18 protein-coding genes are annotated in these 15,878 nt (G+C 51.6%); 2 read left to right on the top strand and 16 right to left on the bottom strand.

Going from position 1 to position 15,878, the window contains the following annotated elements; genetic code table 11:
- Position 1: 1 nt before the first annotated feature.
- The 4 genes from HMPREF0733_RS08270 to HMPREF0733_RS08255 all read right to left on the bottom strand — a co-directional run bounded on the left by HMPREF0733_RS08270 (position 2) and on the right by HMPREF0733_RS08255 (position 4,204).
- Positions 2-301, bottom strand: a complete 300-nt coding sequence (locus tag HMPREF0733_RS08270; protein ID WP_004004450.1) for a DUF3039 domain-containing protein — start codon at positions 299-301, stop codon at positions 2-4.
- A 168-nt stretch (positions 302-469) separates the two neighbouring features.
- On the bottom strand, positions 470-2,125 hold the full coding sequence (locus HMPREF0733_RS08265) for a hypothetical protein (protein ID WP_013398895.1): 1,656 nt from the start codon (positions 2,123-2,125) through the stop codon (positions 470-472).
- Positions 2,101-2,949, bottom strand: a complete 849-nt coding sequence (locus HMPREF0733_RS08260) for an ABC transporter ATP-binding protein (RefSeq protein ID WP_013398894.1) — start codon at positions 2,947-2,949, stop codon at positions 2,101-2,103. Before HMPREF0733_RS08260 ends, HMPREF0733_RS08265 begins: the two co-directional genes overlap by 25 nt.
- A gap of 298 nt (positions 2,950-3,247) precedes the next feature.
- Positions 3,248-4,204 carry a co-chaperone YbbN gene (locus HMPREF0733_RS08255; protein WP_013398893.1) on the bottom strand — a complete coding sequence of 319 codons (957 nt, stop codon included), beginning with the start codon at positions 4,202-4,204 and terminating at the stop codon, positions 3,248-3,250.
- A 213-nt stretch (positions 4,205-4,417) separates the two neighbouring features.
- Between HMPREF0733_RS08255 and HMPREF0733_RS08250 the strand changes: the two genes are divergently transcribed.
- Positions 4,418-5,740 carry an AI-2E family transporter gene (locus HMPREF0733_RS08250; protein ID WP_013398892.1) on the top strand — a complete coding sequence of 441 codons (1,323 nt, stop codon included), beginning with the start codon at positions 4,418-4,420 and terminating at the stop codon, positions 5,738-5,740.
- Between the two features lie 81 nt (positions 5,741-5,821).
- Here the strand turns inward: HMPREF0733_RS08250 and HMPREF0733_RS08245 are convergent, their stop codons facing one another.
- Positions 5,822-6,640, bottom strand: coding sequence for an alpha/beta hydrolase (locus HMPREF0733_RS08245; protein WP_013398891.1), 819 nt, complete (start codon positions 6,638-6,640; stop codon positions 5,822-5,824).
- 66 nt (positions 6,641-6,706) lie between these two features.
- Complete coding sequence (locus tag HMPREF0733_RS08240; RefSeq protein WP_004004444.1) at positions 6,707-7,033, bottom strand: hypothetical protein; 327 nt, start codon at positions 7,031-7,033, stop codon at positions 6,707-6,709.
- Between the two features lie 112 nt (positions 7,034-7,145).
- Between HMPREF0733_RS08240 and nucS the strand changes: the two genes are divergently transcribed.
- Positions 7,146-7,859 (top strand): endonuclease NucS, encoded by a 714-nt coding sequence (gene nucS / locus HMPREF0733_RS08235; RefSeq protein WP_041322057.1) that lies wholly within the window; start codon positions 7,146-7,148, stop codon positions 7,857-7,859.
- A 113-nt stretch (positions 7,860-7,972) separates the two neighbouring features.
- On the opposite strand, the gene HMPREF0733_RS08230 is transcribed toward nucS, so the two are convergent.
- The 10 genes from HMPREF0733_RS08230 to HMPREF0733_RS08185 form a co-directional block, all read right to left on the bottom strand.
- The gene (locus HMPREF0733_RS08230) at positions 7,973-8,254 is read right to left on the bottom strand and encodes a hypothetical protein (protein ID WP_013398889.1); all 282 of its coding nucleotides are present in this window, start codon (positions 8,252-8,254) and stop codon (positions 7,973-7,975) included.
- 2 nt (positions 8,255-8,256) lie between these two features.
- A complete protein-coding gene (gene atpD / locus HMPREF0733_RS08225) occupies positions 8,257-9,699 on the bottom strand; it encodes a F0F1 ATP synthase subunit beta (RefSeq protein WP_013398888.1) in 1,443 nt (480 codons plus the stop codon).
- Between the two features lie 55 nt (positions 9,700-9,754).
- Positions 9,755-10,699 carry a F0F1 ATP synthase subunit gamma gene (locus HMPREF0733_RS08220; RefSeq protein ID WP_037230839.1) on the bottom strand — a complete coding sequence of 315 codons (945 nt, stop codon included), beginning with the start codon at positions 10,697-10,699 and terminating at the stop codon, positions 9,755-9,757.
- Positions 10,700-10,778: 79 nt separating this feature from the next.
- Positions 10,779-12,404, bottom strand: coding sequence for a F0F1 ATP synthase subunit alpha (atpA, locus tag HMPREF0733_RS08215; RefSeq protein WP_013398887.1), 1,626 nt, complete (start codon positions 12,402-12,404; stop codon positions 10,779-10,781).
- Between the two features lie 152 nt (positions 12,405-12,556).
- Positions 12,557-13,372, bottom strand: coding sequence for a F0F1 ATP synthase subunit delta (locus tag HMPREF0733_RS08210; protein ID WP_013398886.1), 816 nt, complete (start codon positions 13,370-13,372; stop codon positions 12,557-12,559).
- A complete protein-coding gene (locus HMPREF0733_RS08205; RefSeq protein ID WP_013398885.1) occupies positions 13,372-13,929 on the bottom strand; it encodes a F0F1 ATP synthase subunit B in 558 nt (185 codons plus the stop codon). The genes HMPREF0733_RS08210 and HMPREF0733_RS08205 overlap by 1 nt, the downstream gene beginning before the upstream one ends.
- Positions 13,930-13,979: 50 nt before the next feature.
- Positions 13,980-14,171: an ATP synthase F0 subunit C gene (gene atpE / locus HMPREF0733_RS08200; protein WP_004004436.1), complete on the bottom strand. Its 192-nt coding sequence runs from the start codon at positions 14,169-14,171 to the stop codon at positions 13,980-13,982.
- Between the two features lie 126 nt (positions 14,172-14,297).
- A complete protein-coding gene (gene atpB / locus HMPREF0733_RS08195; RefSeq protein ID WP_004004435.1) occupies positions 14,298-15,095 on the bottom strand; it encodes a F0F1 ATP synthase subunit A in 798 nt (265 codons plus the stop codon).
- A 99-nt stretch (positions 15,096-15,194) separates the two neighbouring features.
- Entirely contained in the window at positions 15,195-15,449 is a 255-nt protein-coding gene (locus HMPREF0733_RS08190) for a DUF2339 domain-containing protein (RefSeq protein ID WP_013398884.1), read from the bottom strand.
- Positions 15,450-15,488: 39 nt separating this feature from the next.
- Positions 15,489-15,842: a hypothetical protein gene (locus tag HMPREF0733_RS08185; protein WP_244864694.1), complete on the bottom strand. Its 354-nt coding sequence runs from the start codon at positions 15,840-15,842 to the stop codon at positions 15,489-15,491.
- Positions 15,843-15,878 lie beyond the last annotated feature (36 nt).

Genomic DNA, 15,878 nt, shown 5'->3' with positions numbered 1-15,878 from the left:
GTTATTTGTCGCCGTTATCCGAATTATCTTTACCAGGCTTAAGACCCTCGTAGATTTCTTTGCAGGTTGGGCAGACTGGGAATTTCTGCGGATCGCGTCCAGGAGTCCACACCTTACCGCACAGCGCGCGAACGGGTTCACCGGTAAGGGCGGATTCCATGATTTTTTCCTTACGCACGTAGTGCGAGAAGCGTTCATGGTCGCCCGGCTCAGAAAGCTGGGCTTCTTCCCGCTCAAGTAGTGCGGTACCGCCCGCAGTCTCGGGACCGAAGGGATCTTCAACGCCTTCAATGGAGCTCATGTTCTCTCCTTCAAGTATGTTCTCGCCGTCTTAGTGCTACTAGTTCTATTGTAGAAACTAGTGTAACAACGGGAAGGGAAGTATAGTTATTCCATAGAGAATAAGGGCGACGCTTGGAAACATACGTGTAACTGCCCATAATGCCGCCCCATATTCTCTATATAGGCTCTAGTTCGTATTGAACTTTGCAACCCGCTGAAGCATCATCGAGCTATGGCGATCGTAGAGTTTACCACCTGCAGAAATTCCAATGATAAACAGTGCAGCGCCGATAACCAGCTGGATAACGCCGGAGATAATCAGCACCATGTCATCCTTGCCGCCGACGATGTAGATGAACGAGCCAATCCCACCAGGAAGAGCGATCAGCATGCAGATAATCATGCTGCCCATCAGTAAAAGCTGCTTCGCAAAGCCGTCTGGCTGCTTAGGCGTTTTGAAGGGGTTGGCTCCAGGAGGCGCGACCGGTGGCGAAAGCACTGTATCAAGCATCAATCCGAACCCTACGGTTCCTGCGTAGACTCCCAGCTGATGCAAAAGCACGACCGGGTAATAGGCTATAAGCCCGTGGACAGCGCACATAATAAAGAACATCACCACGACGATCGGCAGCATTACGATGGAGTGTCCGAGTGCACGCCCAAGCCTATCATCACGCCCACGCAGCGGCGAGAGCACGTGCAGACTAAAAGCCGTGTTATCGTACGAGACCATATATGCTATGTAGAATCCTGTGAAAACATTGCAGAAATAAACCCAGAAGCCGAAGAGCGTTTCAGGTCCAGCCCCGGAATTAGCGAGCTGGATTCCCGTCGTCACGCCACGAGACCCCATGCTGCCCGTGAAGAGCGGCATCACGAGAGCAAAGAGTACATAGAGCATGGCAGTCATGGCGATCAGCAAAGTCATGCGCGTATCTTTGAAGTAGCTATGAATGGTACGTGCAGCCACAGCACCCCAACCAGTGTTTGGGAACCTCGCAAAAATACCAATATCTCCTGCCGTCAGGTTCTTAGCCTTGCCCCGTTTTTGTTCACCGCTGACATTACGCATTGAGCGTTCGAGGCTACGACCCCACAATACCCAAGCACCACCCAGGTATATGAGGGAAAGTACCAGACTTAGACCTGCTAGAGCCCAGTTACCCGCCGCCACATGGTATGCAATCGCAAAAGCAGACCCGAAAGGCGTATACCCCAACCATTGAACGTTCTGAGCGATCTCCTGGAAATGATCTATCACATAGAATATAGCTCCACTGAAGATAAAGCCCGAGCTTACCAACAGCACGCCCAGAATAATCTTGAAGATCAGATCAATACGGGGGTTAGCATTCAAATAAACGCCAAGCTGATTGGCAAGGCGCGCCACTGTCATCAGCAAAGCCAGCCCCAACACTATGCTCAGCAGATAGGCTGCTAATCCCACAGGATTACCAATAAATCCGAGGGTTCCCAGAAGGATTAGGATAATCGTCGCTATACCTGGAAGACCTATAAACCCACCGAAGAATTGCCCCTTCTGCAGCGTCTTAGCCTCTAGCGGGAATAACACGAAGCGGCTTTCATCAAGGGTTCCGTCTAGGCCAGTCCAGACAATGGGGATAAGAGCCCAGCCAAGAGATACAAGAAACCCGAGGAATAGGGCGAGTGCAGGACCATCTAAACTACCATCAATCCCTAAACCAACATAAGCGAATCCCAAACCAGTCAGTGTGCCAAGCAGATATAGGGCGCCAAAGGCAATACCAATAATCGCCCACACACTACGTTTGAGCGAAGCAAGCACATACCGCCATTTTAGTGAGACGAGGTGCGCAACCATGATAGTCCTTCCGAGGTGGTGCGTCCGCCCACGAGCTGTATGAAACGTTCTTCCAAAGTAGATTCCCCACGCACTTCATCAACCGTACCCGCAGCGAGAATCCGTCCCTCATCCATAATGGCGACGTGATCGCATAAACGCTGCACCAAGTCCATGACATGCGAGGAGAGGATAACTGTTCCGCCTGAGGCGACGAATCCTTTGAGGATATCCTGAATATTAGCCGCTGAAACCGGATCAACCGCTTCAAAGGGCTCATCCAAGATCAAGACTGAAGGGGCGTGAATCAGCGCTGCTGCGAGGGCGATCTTCTTAGTCATACCTGCTGAATAGTCGGCGACCGCGCGACCTGCTGCATCGGTTAAATCCATAGCCTGCAGAAGATCCTTGGTACGTTCGGCGACAGTGTCACGTTCGAGACCGTGCAGGTACCCCGAATAGGTAATAAGCTGTTCACCTGTGAGTTTATCGAAAAGGTGTACGCCATCCGGCAGAACGCCCAAGTGCTTTTTGGCTTCCAAAGGGTTCTGCCACATATCGGTTCCCTTAATCAACGCCACGCCTTCGGTGGGCTGCAGCATACCAGAAACCATTGAGATAGTCGTCGTCTTACCGGCACCGTTGCGCCCTACCAAACCGTAAAAAGAGCCGGTAGGAATGGAAAGATTAATGCGATTAACGGCAACAGTCATGCCGAACGCCTTCGTCAAACCATGAATTTCGATGGCATTAACAAGGTGCGCACCAGGTTGGTGACTAAGAGCCTCACGTGTGACTTGAGGCAAGCTCCCCGGCTGCGCGTCTGCATAACTCTGATCGGTCATTGATTGGCCTGCATCATACGTTGGTGCACCAGCTTGTGTATTCTCTGGTGAATAGCCGTAGTCTTCAGGTACCGTCCCAGGCACAGAATTGTGTTCTTTCATACATACAACGGTACCAGTTTGGGAATACTTCAGAACCATATTTGGGGCTTATATCACCAATAATTCTCTAAACTTTTTAAAGCATGAACTATAAGGATTACTAGAGTATTTTTTATTACCTTCACGTTGAAGGTGCGAATAAGGCGGGATGCGTCACAAGCTACATACATCCCACCTTATTTTCTCTTCTATGGGTCTAGAAAATTGCCGTCGTCAGCTCAGCTCGTGCTTTGACCGTTCGCGGGTCTGTAGCACCCACAACGTCAAAGAGCTGCACAAGACGTTCACGTACTCGGGTCTTATCTTCCGGAGAAACAGATTTAAAAAGTCGCAGCAGTCGTGCGTAGGCATCTTCAACATGCCCGCCTATAACGTCAAGATCGGCAACGTTAAAGGCAGCCTCAATGTTGAGAGCGTCGGATGCAGCTGCTTCACGCTCTTTGGCAAGATCCAAATCTGCCACGCGAGCTAATAAATCAACCTGAGCAAGCCCAACTTTAGCATCATGATCGCCTGGGTTCTCTGTCAAAGCCTCGCGGTAGGCGGCTCGTGCTCCTTCATAGTCGCGTTCATCAAGGGCCTCCAGTGCTTTAGCGTGCAGCGGCGGCAGGGTTTTCTCTTCCTCATCCGAAGGAGCAGGCTCAAATCCACCGGGAAGCTGATACTGCGCAGCAACCTGCAAGACCTGCTTCAGCATTTCTGACAGATCCTGCGGACTGATCTGACCGTTATAAAGAGGGGCCGGGCGACCGGCGATAACGGCCACACCTGCCGGTACGCCGTCCATGCCAAACGCTTGGGCAGCCTCCGGAAGTTTCGTAATATCGACGGCGGCAAGCAGCATCGCACCTTCCGCCGCATTGACTAGGTTTTCGACGGCGTCTAGCATTTCAAGCGACGCTGGAGAATGCGGGGCATATAGCCCAAAGATCACGGCGCCTTGAGTAGACAGTTGTACGTACTTCTGAAAATCTTCAGGTGTTGCAACATCGAAACGCCAGCTTTTCGCCGAATTGCTTTGTGCTGCAGTGGGTGTAGAAGTACTGATATCGTGACCGCCAAGCACTGGAGCGCTACGTACCGACGCGGGAATTTGTTCTGCTGAGCCTTGGGGGTTTGTTGGCAGTTGGTTCGGGGTGGGAGGAATTGTCATCGAGAATCCTTTGCGAGCCTCAGAGAAATTTAACGTACTCCCTAATTATCCCGCGCGACCCGCTGTTTTACAGGATTCTCGGCAATCGTTCGAGGTGCGCGAAATTTCAGATAGGCTTACTCGGTAGCTTTCTGCCTCAAGAATGTTGCGAGCGCATACAGTTTTCAGAGATGCCCGGTAGAATAGCCAGGTAAGCTTTATGAAAGGCAGACTATGTCCGATAGCTCGAATCCGCAAGCCCAGCAGACTCCTCCCCCAGTTCCCCGGGTTCCGCGGAAAAAGCCGGAGCAGGAAGAACCCATGTTTGAACAGGACGGTTCCGTATCGTCTACAAAGCGCGAATCCCTGACTTCACATATTACGGGTACCATCAGCGATTTGACCGATAGCATCAGTCAGGCACGTTCACAACGCCGCAAAGCTTCTCTTCCTCCCCGCATCTCTCCAAAAGTCGATGAGGCTTCTGAACTTCATATTTATGAGAAAAGCTCACCGCTGCATAATCCTGTATCTTTCGGTTTCCTGACGACGGTTGGTGTTGGTCTGGCCCTGCTGGCTTACTACGCTTTTACCAATGTCGGCGCGCTTGTCGGCTGGGTCACTGGCGCTATCTTCATCGCGCTTGGGCTTGATCCCATTGTTCGTAAACTTGAGAGTTTCGGCGTTAAACGCAGTGCCGGTGTGGTGATTGTGGTTCTTTCCTTCGCAGCCATCATTAGCGGACTTGTGGTGTGGATTGTGCCTATTATCAGCGCACAGGCCAGCAGCTTTGTCTATCGGGCACCCGCTATTTATCAGGATTTCATCGATTCTGATACTTTCAAACGCATTGATGACGTTCTGCATGTTAACGATTGGGTTAATAACAACGTTCCAAAGTTCCTAGAGTCTCTTACATCAAGCTCTGCGGTCGGCGGATTCATGAGCAACCTAATTACTGCGGGTTCCACAATTGCGCAGATTTTGACCGGCACTATTATTGTGCTGTTCCTCTCGCTCTATTTCCTCTCATCAATGCGCACTATTAAGGCGTGGGGGTCGCGTTTGGCTCCGGCTTCCAAGCGGGAACGTGTTGAGGAACTTACCGAACGTATCACGGGTGCCGTTGGTAACTATGTGATGGGGCAGGGAGTTGTCGCTGTTCTCAACGCAACCTTCGCGCTTATCACCATGATTATCTTGGGGTTCTCATTCCCTCAACTTGTGGCTGTGTTCGTCTTGATTTTGGCCTTCATCCCATTGGTTGGCGGCGTAGCGGCGCTTGTTCTGGTGTCTCTTATTCTTCTGACGCAAGGCTGGCAAATGTCTGTCACATTTGCGATCGCCTATTTCATTTACCTGCAGATCGAGGCGTACGTAATTTCGCCGCGTATTATGTCAAAGGCTGTTTCGGTTCCCGGCGGTGTCGCTATTATCGCTGTCGCTGCAGGCGGTGCGCTGTGGGGCGTCTTGGGCGCGCTTATCGCGATTCCTGTTGCCGCATCGCTACTGATTCTGGTGAAGGAAGTCTTTATTCCCCGCCAAGACCATCGGTAAAACCCTTTTCTTCAAAATAAGGATGCGCCCGCCGTTGAGAAAAGCGGCAGGCGCATCCTTCGTATAGACGGAGTAGACAGATTATGGTTCAGTAATCTCTTCTGCGACCGGGCCGTTGTATTCGGTAGGAAGTGTGGTCTGCTGGCCCGTCACCACTGAGACAAGGGCGTTGATCACGCTGTTTACTGACTTTTCGCCCACCCAAAGGTGTTTACAGTTCTCAAAAGGCACGACCTGAGTGCGGGCTATTGATTTAAAACGCTCGCGCGCTTCGGTGGGGCGTAGATAGTCGTCAAACTCCGGGATAAAGGCATAGAGCGGATTTGAGATTTTATTCCATTCGTCCAGTTCGGCGGGATGCACTCGGTGCAGCGGCGGAGAAAGCAGAATAGCCCCCACAAATTCTGATGCATGTTCTGGGGCGTACTTGAGCACAAGCTCCGTGCCGAAGGACCACCCGATTAACCAGATATTCGGCAGCTGGCGTTCTACGGCATATTGTAAGATCGCGTCAAAATCTTTTTTCTCAGCAAATCCTCCGTCGAACACTCCCTCGCTTGTACCGCGGATCGAAGAAGTACCGCGGGTGTTAAACCGCAGAACCGCAATATTTGCAAGCGCTGGCAGACGGAATGAAGCCTTCTTGTACACATGCGAATCCATATATCCGCCGTGCGTTGGAAGCGGGTGAAAAGTCACGAGAGTAGCTTTAATTTCCCCTTCGGGAAGTGCCAGTTCACCCACAAGGCGCTTCCCGTCAGCGGTTGTAACATCAAAATTCTCTCGGCGCGCGGGAAGTACCGTGCGAGATTTAATGAGAACAGGCTGATCAGATTGGGTGAAAACATACCGTGAGGGATCAAACTCTCGGAGTTTTCCAGAGGACTCTTCAGTCGCCATAGTGTCACTTTCTTCGTTCTAACAGGTCTTCGCGCCCACGATAGGTATTCCGATCTCGTAATAGTTCTAAGCGCGTCTGGTACGCCAACAATGTTGGTGCCAGTGGCGGCGCTCATCAATGGCGCGAGAACGCCCCAGTGTATGGCTTTCTTGCCATACAACAAGATGCGCTGTTCTTGGCGGAATTGGACGGTTGCATTCTGGGCACGTATAGGTTTTCAGAGCATTTACGGCGGGAATGTACTGCACCAGCCAATCACCAAAACGGTCACGTTCAATGCGCGGCGCCGGGTCAAGAATACGAGATATATCACGTCCACCGGGTGCAGACCGCGTCCATTTGTTGGAGGTTGTGCCCGAGGAACGTTTACCGGGGTGATTCTTGCGTGCCATGCTTTCTATTCTAGCGTTCAGTACGGCATGCCATCTTTTAGCTGCTTTGATGCCGCCAGGCAGCGGTTTCTACAGCTGGCATGTCATACTCTTCCTCGGTAGAGTAGATGGGGTGCGTATCGTTATAGCTGACTGTTCCGTTGATTACGAAGGGCGTTTGCGTGCCCATCTCCCCCGTGCTACCCGCTTACTTATGGTGAAGAATGACGGTTCTGTGCTTATCCATTCCGATGGCGGTTCCTATAAGCCGCTAAACTGGATGAGCCCACCATGCTCTCTCCTTGTCGCAGACTATGACGAGATTCCAGATAGCACCCGGGAAGATCTTGATACAGATGTGCAGCAGCTGTGGACGGTACAAGCCGCTAAAAGTGATGACCGCCTCCTTATCCGCGTGTACGAAGTTATTCATGAGCACGCCCATGATTTAGGAGTCGATCCTGGACTTATCAAAGACGGCGTAGAGGCCGACCTGCAGCGTCTTCTTGCTGAACAGATCGAAACACTCGGCAAGGGTTACTCCTTGGTACGCCGTGAATACCCTACAGCTATTGGTCCTGTAGATATTATGGCGAGAGACTCCAATGGTATCAGCATTGCGGTAGAGCTCAAGCGCGTGGGCGATATTGACGGAGTGGAACAGCTTACCCGGTACCTCGATCTGCTCAACCGCGACCCACGGCTGGCACCCGTCAAGGGAGTTTTTGCTGCACAAAAGATCAAGCCCCAGGCACGGACTCTTGCCGAAGATCGCGGTATCCGCTGCATCTCTCTCGATTACGATGCGATGCGCGGTATCGACGACGCAGCAGATCGGCTTTTCTAAGCCAACATTTATGCACTGTAGAGATCTTCGCGACTCTAAAACTCAAGTATTCGGGAAAGTAAAAGCCGGTACAACCAACAATAGGTTGTACCGGCTTTTACCTTATTAACGGTTTACTTCTTACCCGTCGTAGGGGTAGCGATCTCGGCATGCTTTGCCGCGATCGTTACCTTATCATTTGAGACGGTCAAGAACCCATCATGCAAACGCGTGGTGAGTTCGCCACCATTGACGGGTCGAATCAGAAGTTCTCCGTCCTCCGCAAGAAGCGCACAGGTGGGGATGAGTCCGGGATAAATACCCAAATCGCCGTTCATAGTACGTACCCGTACGTAGGAGGCTTCACCAGTCCACACAACGTTTTCGCGAGAAACAACTTCAACTGTTAGTGCCATAATTACTTGGCTCCGGTCTGTGCCTTGATTTCCTCGTACTGACGCATCACGTCATCCATGCCACCGATGTTGTAGAACGCCTGCTCAGGAATATGGTCTACATCGCCATTGCAGATCATCTGGAATGATTCGATGGTGTCCTTCAACGGAACAGTGGATCCTTCAACGCCAGTGAACTGCTTTGCGGTATAGGTGTTCTGTGAAAGGAACTGCTCAATGCGGCGTGCACGTGAAACAACGACCTTCTGCTCCTCAGAAAGCTCATCAACACCCAGAATCGCGATAATATCCTGAAGGTCCTTGTTTTCCTGCAGGATAGCCTTCACTCGAATAGCCGTGTCATAGTGTTCCTGCCCAATGTACTGCGGATCAAGAATACGAGAGGTCGAGGTCAACGGGTCAATTGCCGGGTACAGACCGCGCGATGCGATCTCACGCGAAAGCTCGGTAGTCGCGTCCAAGTGTGCGAAGGTTGTCGCCGGTGCAGGGTCGGTGTAATCGTCTGCAGGAACGTAGATTGCCTGCATCGAAGTAATAGAGTGACCGCGAGTCGAGGTAATGCGTTCCTGAAGCAGACCCATTTCATCCGCCAGGTTAGGCTGGTAACCAACAGCAGAGGGCATACGGCCGAGCAAAGTCGAAACTTCAGAACCTGCCTGAGTAAAGCGGAAGATGTTATCGATAAAGAGCAGCACATCCTGGTTCTTCACATCGCGGAAGTATTCCGCCATAGTCAAGCCGGTGAGTGCCACACGCAGACGAGTTCCCGGGGGTTCATCCATCTGTCCGAAGACAAGGGCAGTATCTTTCAAAACCCCTGCTTCTTCCATCTCAACCCACAGGTCGTTACCTTCACGGGTACGCTCACCAACGCCGGTGAACACCGAGGTACCACCGAAGTTGCGCGCCACACGGGTAATCATTTCCTGAATCAGCACTGTCTTACCAACACCAGCACCACCGAACAGACCGATCTTACCACCCTTAATGTAAGGGGTGAGCAGGTCGATAGATTTAATACCGGTCTCTAGCATCTCGGTCGATCCCTCTAGCTCTGCGAAGCCGGGAGCGGCGCGGTGAATAGGCCAGTATGCGTCAGCATCGATATCGGAGTTCGGCACATCTAGTGCGTTACCAAGAACGTTGAAGAGGTGCCCCTTCACGCCATCGCCCACGGGTACAGCGATAGGAGCCCCGGTATCTAGAACAGCCTGCCCACGCACAAGACCGTCAGTCTGTTGCATAGAGATGGCACGAACAATCGAATCACCCAAATGCTGAGCAGTCTCAAAGGTGATGGTGTAGGTTTTCCCGTCGAGGGTGAGTTCAGTGGTCAGTGCATTGTAAATATCCGGCACCTGACCAGCGGGGAACTCAACGTCAACCACGGGGCCAATCACGCGGGCAATACGACCCGTTGCGCCCTGGGTGGTGGTAGTAGTCATGTTTCTCACTTACCTTGAAAAGTTGAAAGTAGATAGCTTCGAGTTAGCAGTGTTCTTAAGAGGAGGCGAGAGCGTCTGCGCCGCCCACAATCTCAGAGAGCTCCTGAGTAATCTCGGCCTGACGAGCGTTGTTCATCAGTCGAGTGTACTTCTTGATTAGAGTCTCAGCGTTATCGCCCGCAGTCTTCATCGCACGCTGACGCGACGCAAGTTCACTTGCAGCGGCTTGGAGCAGGCACGCGAAGATACGAGAAGCGATATAACGCGGTAGCAGCGCATCCAATACTTCCTGGGGAGAAGGCTCAAATTCAAAGGATGCGGGTTGCTGATAATCGGCTGAAGAAAGTTCTTCATCAGGTACGATTTCCTCGCCCAATTTAGTTGCTTCTGCCACGTGGATGGGAAGCAAACGAAGAATCTTGGTCTCTTGAGTCACCATGGACTTGAATTCGGTGTATACGATATGCAGATCGTCTACCCCGCCGTTTTCATGTCCCTTTTCGTACTCCTCCAAGAACACATCGCGAATCTCAACTGCGGTATCAATATGCGGATTATCGGTGTGTCCTTCCCAAGCACGTTCATAGGGACGTTCCCGGAATTCAAAATAAGACTTCGCTTTACGCCCCACCAAGTACAGCTGTATTTCGCGCCCCTCGCCGCGTAGCCTCTCGATAAGCTCTTCTGTTTTCTTCAGCACAGACGACGAATACGAGCCTGCAAGACCGCGATCACTCGTCATCACCAAGACTGCAGAGCGCTTATGCTCATGCTTGCCGAATGTATCGGGACGATGGATCAGAGGATGCTGCACGGACTGTTGCGTTGCCAAAGCAGTCACAACTCGGGTCAATGCGTTTGCGTAAGGACCCGTGGTTTGAGCGCTCCGACGCGCCTTGTTAATACGGGAGGTCGCGATCATCTCCATCGCCTTGAAGATCTTCTGCATAGACGATGTCGAAGCAATTTTCTGTCGGTAAACCCTAATCTGGGCTCCCATAGAGCTTCCTTTCTCCTGGACATCTGCCCCGCCCATAACTCTGAAAGTTCAGAGCGGGGCTAACACCTAGGACTAATCGCTAACCGATGGTTTCCTGAGTGATGTCACGATCCTGAGCCGCTTTATGCTCCTCATGACCTGCGTCAACAAGGTGACTTGTACCCTCCGAGCGGAATCCCTTCTTGAAATCTGCAACGGCAGTTTTCAAGGCATCTAGGGTTTCATCCTCAAGCTTGCCGGATGCGGCAATATCACTCAACACCGAGGTCCGGTGACGCAGATAGTCAATGAACTCTGCCTCGAAGCGAAGAACGTCAGAAACCTCAAGATCATCAAGGTAACCGTTGGTACCTGCCCAAATGGAGACAACCTGCTCTTCTACCGCATACGGAGTGTACTGCGGCTGGCGAAGCAGCTCGGTAAGACGGGCGCCGCGAGTCAGCTGTGCCTTGGAAGCATCGTCGAGATCGGAGGCGAACATTGCGAACGCTTCCATAGCACGGTACTGAGCAAGGTCCAGTTTCAAAGTACCGGAGACCTTCTTCATAGCCTTGGTCTGCGCTGCACCACCCACACGAGAGACGGAAATACCAACATCCACGGCGGGGCGCTGGTTAGCGTTGAACAGATCGGACTGTAGGAAGATCTGGCCGTCAGTGATAGAAATGACGTTGGTCGGGATGAAGGCAGAAACGTCATTTGCCTTGGTTTCGATAATGGGGAAACCGGTCATCGACCCTGCGCCCAACTCATCAGAGAGCTTAGCGCAACGCTCCAATAGACGAGAGTGCAGGTAGAAAACGTCACCGGGGTATGCTTCACGCCCTGGCGGACGACGAAGCAATAGCGACACGGCGCGGTACGCTTCTGCCTGTTTTGAAAGATCATCAAAGATAATCAGGACGTGCTTTCCGCCATACATCCAGTGCTGACCAATGGCAGAACCGGTGTAGGGAGCCAAGTATTTAAAGCCTGCTGCGTCAGATGCGGGGGCAGCAACGATCGTGGTGTATTCCAACGCTCCCCTGGTTTCAAGAGTGTGTCGAACAGCAGCAATGGTGGAGGCCTTCTGTCCAACTGCCACGTAAACACAACGAACCTGCTTACTGGGGTCACCGGTTTCCCAATTAGCCTTCTGGTTCAGAATCGTATCGACTGCAATCGCAGTTTTACCGGTCTGACGGTCACCAATAATAAGCTGACGCTGCCCTCGACCGATCGGGATCATAGCGTCAATAGCTTTCAGACCGGTCTGTAGGGGCTCATGCACAGACTTACGCTGCGTTACACCAGGTGCCTGCAGCTCAAGAGCACGACGCCCTTCATCCTTAATAGGACCCAGGTCATCAATAGGGTTACCTAACGGATCGACTACACGACCGAGGTAAGCTTCGCCCACCGGGACCGAAAGCACCTCACCGGTACGGTGAACTGGCTGTCCTTCTTCGATACCGGTAAAGTCGCCCAGAATAATGACGCCAATATCGCGGGTATCAAGGTTTTGCGCGAGGCCAAGGGTGCCATCCTCAAAACGAAGTAGTTCGTTCGCCATCACCGAGGGCAGACCCTCGACGCGCGCAATACCATCGGAGGCTGCTACAACGCGCCCCACTTCAACACGTTCCACGTTGCCGGGTTCGTAAGACGCTGCAAATTCGTTCAGCGCGTTACGGACATCATCGGCGTTGATGGTCAAATCGGCCATCTTATGTCCCTGCTCTCCTAATTGTGGTTGCACCTCTCGGAACAACCGAAACTTGCTTCGTGGGAAGGAACAATATTCTAAAAATTTGTCTGCTTCCCAAGGTATCTTCTAAATCACCGTTGCGACGTATCGCAGAAATGTTCAGCTAATCTCTATGCTTGAAGGTCACGTTCAAGATCATCAAGACGGGTACCAACGGTTCCGTCGATAACCTCATCTCCAATCTGTACGCGCATACCGCCTAGAACAGCTGTATCTATAGATACGTCGAGTTTAAGCTGACGATTATAGATCTTGTTCAAGGTCCGGCTCAGGCGTTCAAGCTGTGCCTGCGACAGCGCTACTGCAGAAGTTACCTTTGCGATGTAACGGTTCTGTCGCGTGACGATGATTTCCACGAATTCATCAGCGAGGCGAGCGGCATGGTGACCACGGGATTCGCTACCAATTCGTTCCAAGAGAAGTACGCCTTCCGCAGTGACGGCTGGACCGCCTAATGCTACAGCGAGCTTCTTCTTTGCTTCTTTGCTTGCCAAGTTGTCGGACAGCGCCGCTTGCGCTTCGGGGGTACCATCAACGTTGCGCACAAACGTCAGCAACTCGTTGGTAACCTCTTCAAGGGCATCAGCACCACCACGAGACTGAGCGGATGCGATGGATGCGAGTACCGCAGCCTTCTCAAGCGCGTCTGCAAGATCACGCTCTTGAGACCAACGCAGTGCTACCGCCGTAGTCAGCACCTTGAGTGCTTGAGAAGAAATTTTGCCGCTAAAAATAGCCTGTGCAATATTTTCTCGGTCCTTCCCTTCACGCGAAGAGTCGGTCAAACCACGGCGTAAACCGCCATCGTGGTCAAGTACATCGACCACGGCGAAAAGCTCGCTAGCTAGGTTGAGTGGGTTCAACGAAGCGTTGGCTTCAAGAACCGCTTCCACCTTGCTCAGTGATTCAGTAGATACTCCTGCCATTACCGAGTTGCACCTGCATTCTGTTGCTCGGTTTCAAGGTCAGCAAGAAAACGATCTACCACGCGGGCCGATCGCTCATCATCGTCAAGGGCTTCGCCCACAATCTTTCCTGCAAGAGTAGTCGCCAAAGTACCAACTTCATGACGAAGAGATACTGAAGCAGCTAGGCGCTCAGCCTCGATAGTCTTCTGCGCATTATCAGTAATACGCTGAGCCTCAACGGTTGCACGCTCACGAGCCGCTGCGATAATTGATTCGCCTTCGGTACGCGCTTCCTCGCGAATTTTCTGAGCTTCCAAACGAGCGTTTTCAAGCTGCTGGTTGTACTCTTCGCGAGCCGCTGCGGCCTCCGCCTGAGCTTTCTCAGCTTTGGCAAGACCACCCTCGATTGCTTCTTTACGGTCCTGGTAGATCTTCTCGAACGCCGGGACAACGTATTTATGAACGATGAAATAGAGAATCACGAACCCAACGACGGTGATGCCCAATTCCCAGAGATTGGGAATTAGAGGGTTAGAGCTGTGCTCTGCGCCCCCTCCTTCTGCCAGATAAGTCATTGAGGGATTTCCTGTTCTTTAGGTTGGTTCGTTAACAGCTATATCTGAGCTTAGATGATGAATGCCAGAACGAGGCCCAGAATCGCCAGAGCCTCAACCACCGCAAAACCCATGAACAGCATTGGCTGCAGGGTACGCTGGGACTCGGGCTGACGTGCAACGCTCGTCATGTAGGCAGCGAAAATTAGACCCACGCCGATGCCGCCACCAATAGCTGCGAGGCCGTAACCAATAACGTTCATGTTGATTCCTTTCAACAGTGTGTGCTTCAGTGAAAATACCGAAGTTACAGAGCTACTTATGTGTATTCGACCCGTAAAACGGGTTGCTTTCTTCGCAACTGGATAGCCAGTTACGAAAACCTATTTTTAATGTCCTTCGGAAACTGACCCTTGCAGGTATACCGCGAGGAGCAGTGTGAAGACATAAGCCTGGATTACCTGAATCATCAGTTCCAGGAAGTAGAGGAATAGACCCAACGCCCCAGAGGCGATACCGCCCAAAGCTGCAGCCCCGCCGACGCTCATCACTAGGAACTGAGTTAGGGATGCTGCCACCATCATTGCCATGTGACCGCCGAACATCGTAGCGAAAAGACGAAGCGCGTGAGTCACGGGACGAATAATAAGGTTCGAGAGGAACTCAATCGGTACCAAAATAACGTACACCCACCCCGGAACTCCGGAGGGCATCGTCAGATCTTTAAAAAATCCAACCAGTCCCTTGCGCTTGATACCTACACCGACCCAGGTAAGGTAGCCGACGATAGCCAATGCATAGGCACTGCCTGGGTGAGAAAAAGAAGGAAGTTGAATAAGGGGAATTGAACCGTAAAGGTTATTAATCAGAATAAAGAAAAAAGAAGTAAAGAGCAGGGGCACGAAAGGCTTGAAATGCTGTGCGCCAATCAGGTCTTTGCCAAGTGAATTACGGGTGAAGAGATAGCCTGATTCTGCAATGAACTGGGCTTTACCCGGAACCATTGCACGCTTGCGTGCAGCCATCATAAAGAATAGGGAAACGACTACGACAGACAGGATGACGAGCAGCATCTGTTTACCAAAGCCGAACCCAAGAGAATCAACCTGGAAGAAGTCAGGCAGATGCATATCGGCCGGTGTCGGCGGCGTATAGCCTTCTGCGAGTACAGACCCGTTCTCGTTCAAAGCAAGTCCTTTCTTGCCGTTAGCTGGCTACTTGCTGGTGCAAAACTATGCTCAACTAACTGGATGGAATGTGTGCAAAACCTAAAATTTTTAGGCTATTTATTTAGAGCGGCTCGTATGCAGATATACCAGGTAGATGCCTCCGCAAGCACCTATCAGAACACCAACCCATACAAACCACCGGGTATTGAGGAGCCAGTCAGCTCCAAAGCCGACCAATCCCCAAAAAGCTATGCCGATAATAAGATACAAAACAGACATCACGCCGCCAGATAGTCCACCGCCGGATACCAGTTCTCCTGTGGTACGGAGTTTCTTATCTCCGTCCCACCATTTCTTCTCAGAATCGGTCAAAAATTTCCCTATCTACTTCTGAGTAAGCCTTTGTGTGTGCTAAGACTCAGGATCGAAGTACAAAATCCTTGAATTCATAATGGTTACAGCCTCGACACTTAACCACAGTACCGCTCCTATGACGGCACCACCAAGCGTCCAACCGTGTTTAAGTGCCTCTGGCATAGGTACTAGTAAAAGCACCATCGCCATGAGTAACACCTTCACCACATAACTTACAAGCAAAGCCTGAGGAATCCCAATCTTTATACGGTGTGCCCCCAAAGCAGTTGCTACGCCCATGGTGAAACATATATAGACTACCAGAAACCCAACCATAAATCCCGCCGACCCGCGAATGCCCAATATGATTCCCAGAATCGGTAAACAAAGAATTAAAACCAGTACAAACATTACGGTCTCGCGATAGGCTAAAAGCCCCCAGGAAAA

This window comes from Rothia dentocariosa ATCC 17931 (genome assembly GCF_000164695.2).
Taxonomy (GTDB): domain Bacteria; phylum Actinomycetota; class Actinomycetes; order Actinomycetales; family Micrococcaceae; genus Rothia; species Rothia dentocariosa.
This window is presented reverse-complemented; position numbering and strand designations above follow the sequence as displayed.

Excerpts from the sequence above, each read along its gene's own strand:
- HMPREF0733_RS08270 (WP_004004450.1), bottom strand. The coding sequence starts at position 301 with ATGAGCTCCATTGAAGGCGTTGAAGATCCCTTCGGTCCCGAGACTGCG.
- HMPREF0733_RS08265 (WP_013398895.1), bottom strand. The coding sequence starts at position 2,125 with ATGGTTGCGCACCTCGTCTCACTAAAATGGCGGTATGTGCTTGCTTCG.
- HMPREF0733_RS08260 (WP_013398894.1), bottom strand. The coding sequence starts at position 2,949 with ATGACCGATCAGAGTTATGCAGACGCGCAGCCGGGGAGCTTGCCTCAA.
- HMPREF0733_RS08255 (WP_013398893.1), bottom strand. The coding sequence starts at position 4,204 with ATGACAATTCCTCCCACCCCGAACCAACTGCCAACAAACCCCCAAGGC.
- HMPREF0733_RS08250 (WP_013398892.1), top strand. The coding sequence starts at position 4,418 with ATGTCCGATAGCTCGAATCCGCAAGCCCAGCAGACTCCTCCCCCAGTT.
- HMPREF0733_RS08245 (WP_013398891.1), bottom strand. The coding sequence starts at position 6,640 with ATGGCGACTGAAGAGTCCTCTGGAAAACTCCGAGAGTTTGATCCCTCA.
- HMPREF0733_RS08240 (WP_004004444.1), bottom strand. The coding sequence starts at position 7,033 with ATGGCACGCAAGAATCACCCCGGTAAACGTTCCTCGGGCACAACCTCC.
- HMPREF0733_RS08230 (WP_013398889.1), bottom strand. The coding sequence starts at position 8,254 with ATGGCACTAACAGTTGAAGTTGTTTCTCGCGAAAACGTTGTGTGGACT.
- atpD (WP_013398888.1), bottom strand. The coding sequence starts at position 9,699 with ATGACTACTACCACCACCCAGGGCGCAACGGGTCGTATTGCCCGCGTG.
- HMPREF0733_RS08220 (WP_037230839.1), bottom strand. The coding sequence starts at position 10,699 with ATGGGAGCCCAGATTAGGGTTTACCGACAGAAAATTGCTTCGACATCG.
- atpA (WP_013398887.1), bottom strand. The coding sequence starts at position 12,404 with ATGGCCGATTTGACCATCAACGCCGATGATGTCCGTAACGCGCTGAAC.
- HMPREF0733_RS08210 (WP_013398886.1), bottom strand. The coding sequence starts at position 13,372 with ATGGCAGGAGTATCTACTGAATCACTGAGCAAGGTGGAAGCGGTTCTT.
- HMPREF0733_RS08205 (WP_013398885.1), bottom strand. The coding sequence starts at position 13,929 with ATGACTTATCTGGCAGAAGGAGGGGGCGCAGAGCACAGCTCTAACCCT.
- atpE (WP_004004436.1), bottom strand. The coding sequence starts at position 14,171 with ATGAACGTTATTGGTTACGGCCTCGCAGCTATTGGTGGCGGCATCGGC.
- HMPREF0733_RS08185 (WP_244864694.1), bottom strand. The coding sequence starts at position 15,842 with ATGTTTGTACTGGTTTTAATTCTTTGTTTACCGATTCTGGGAATCATA.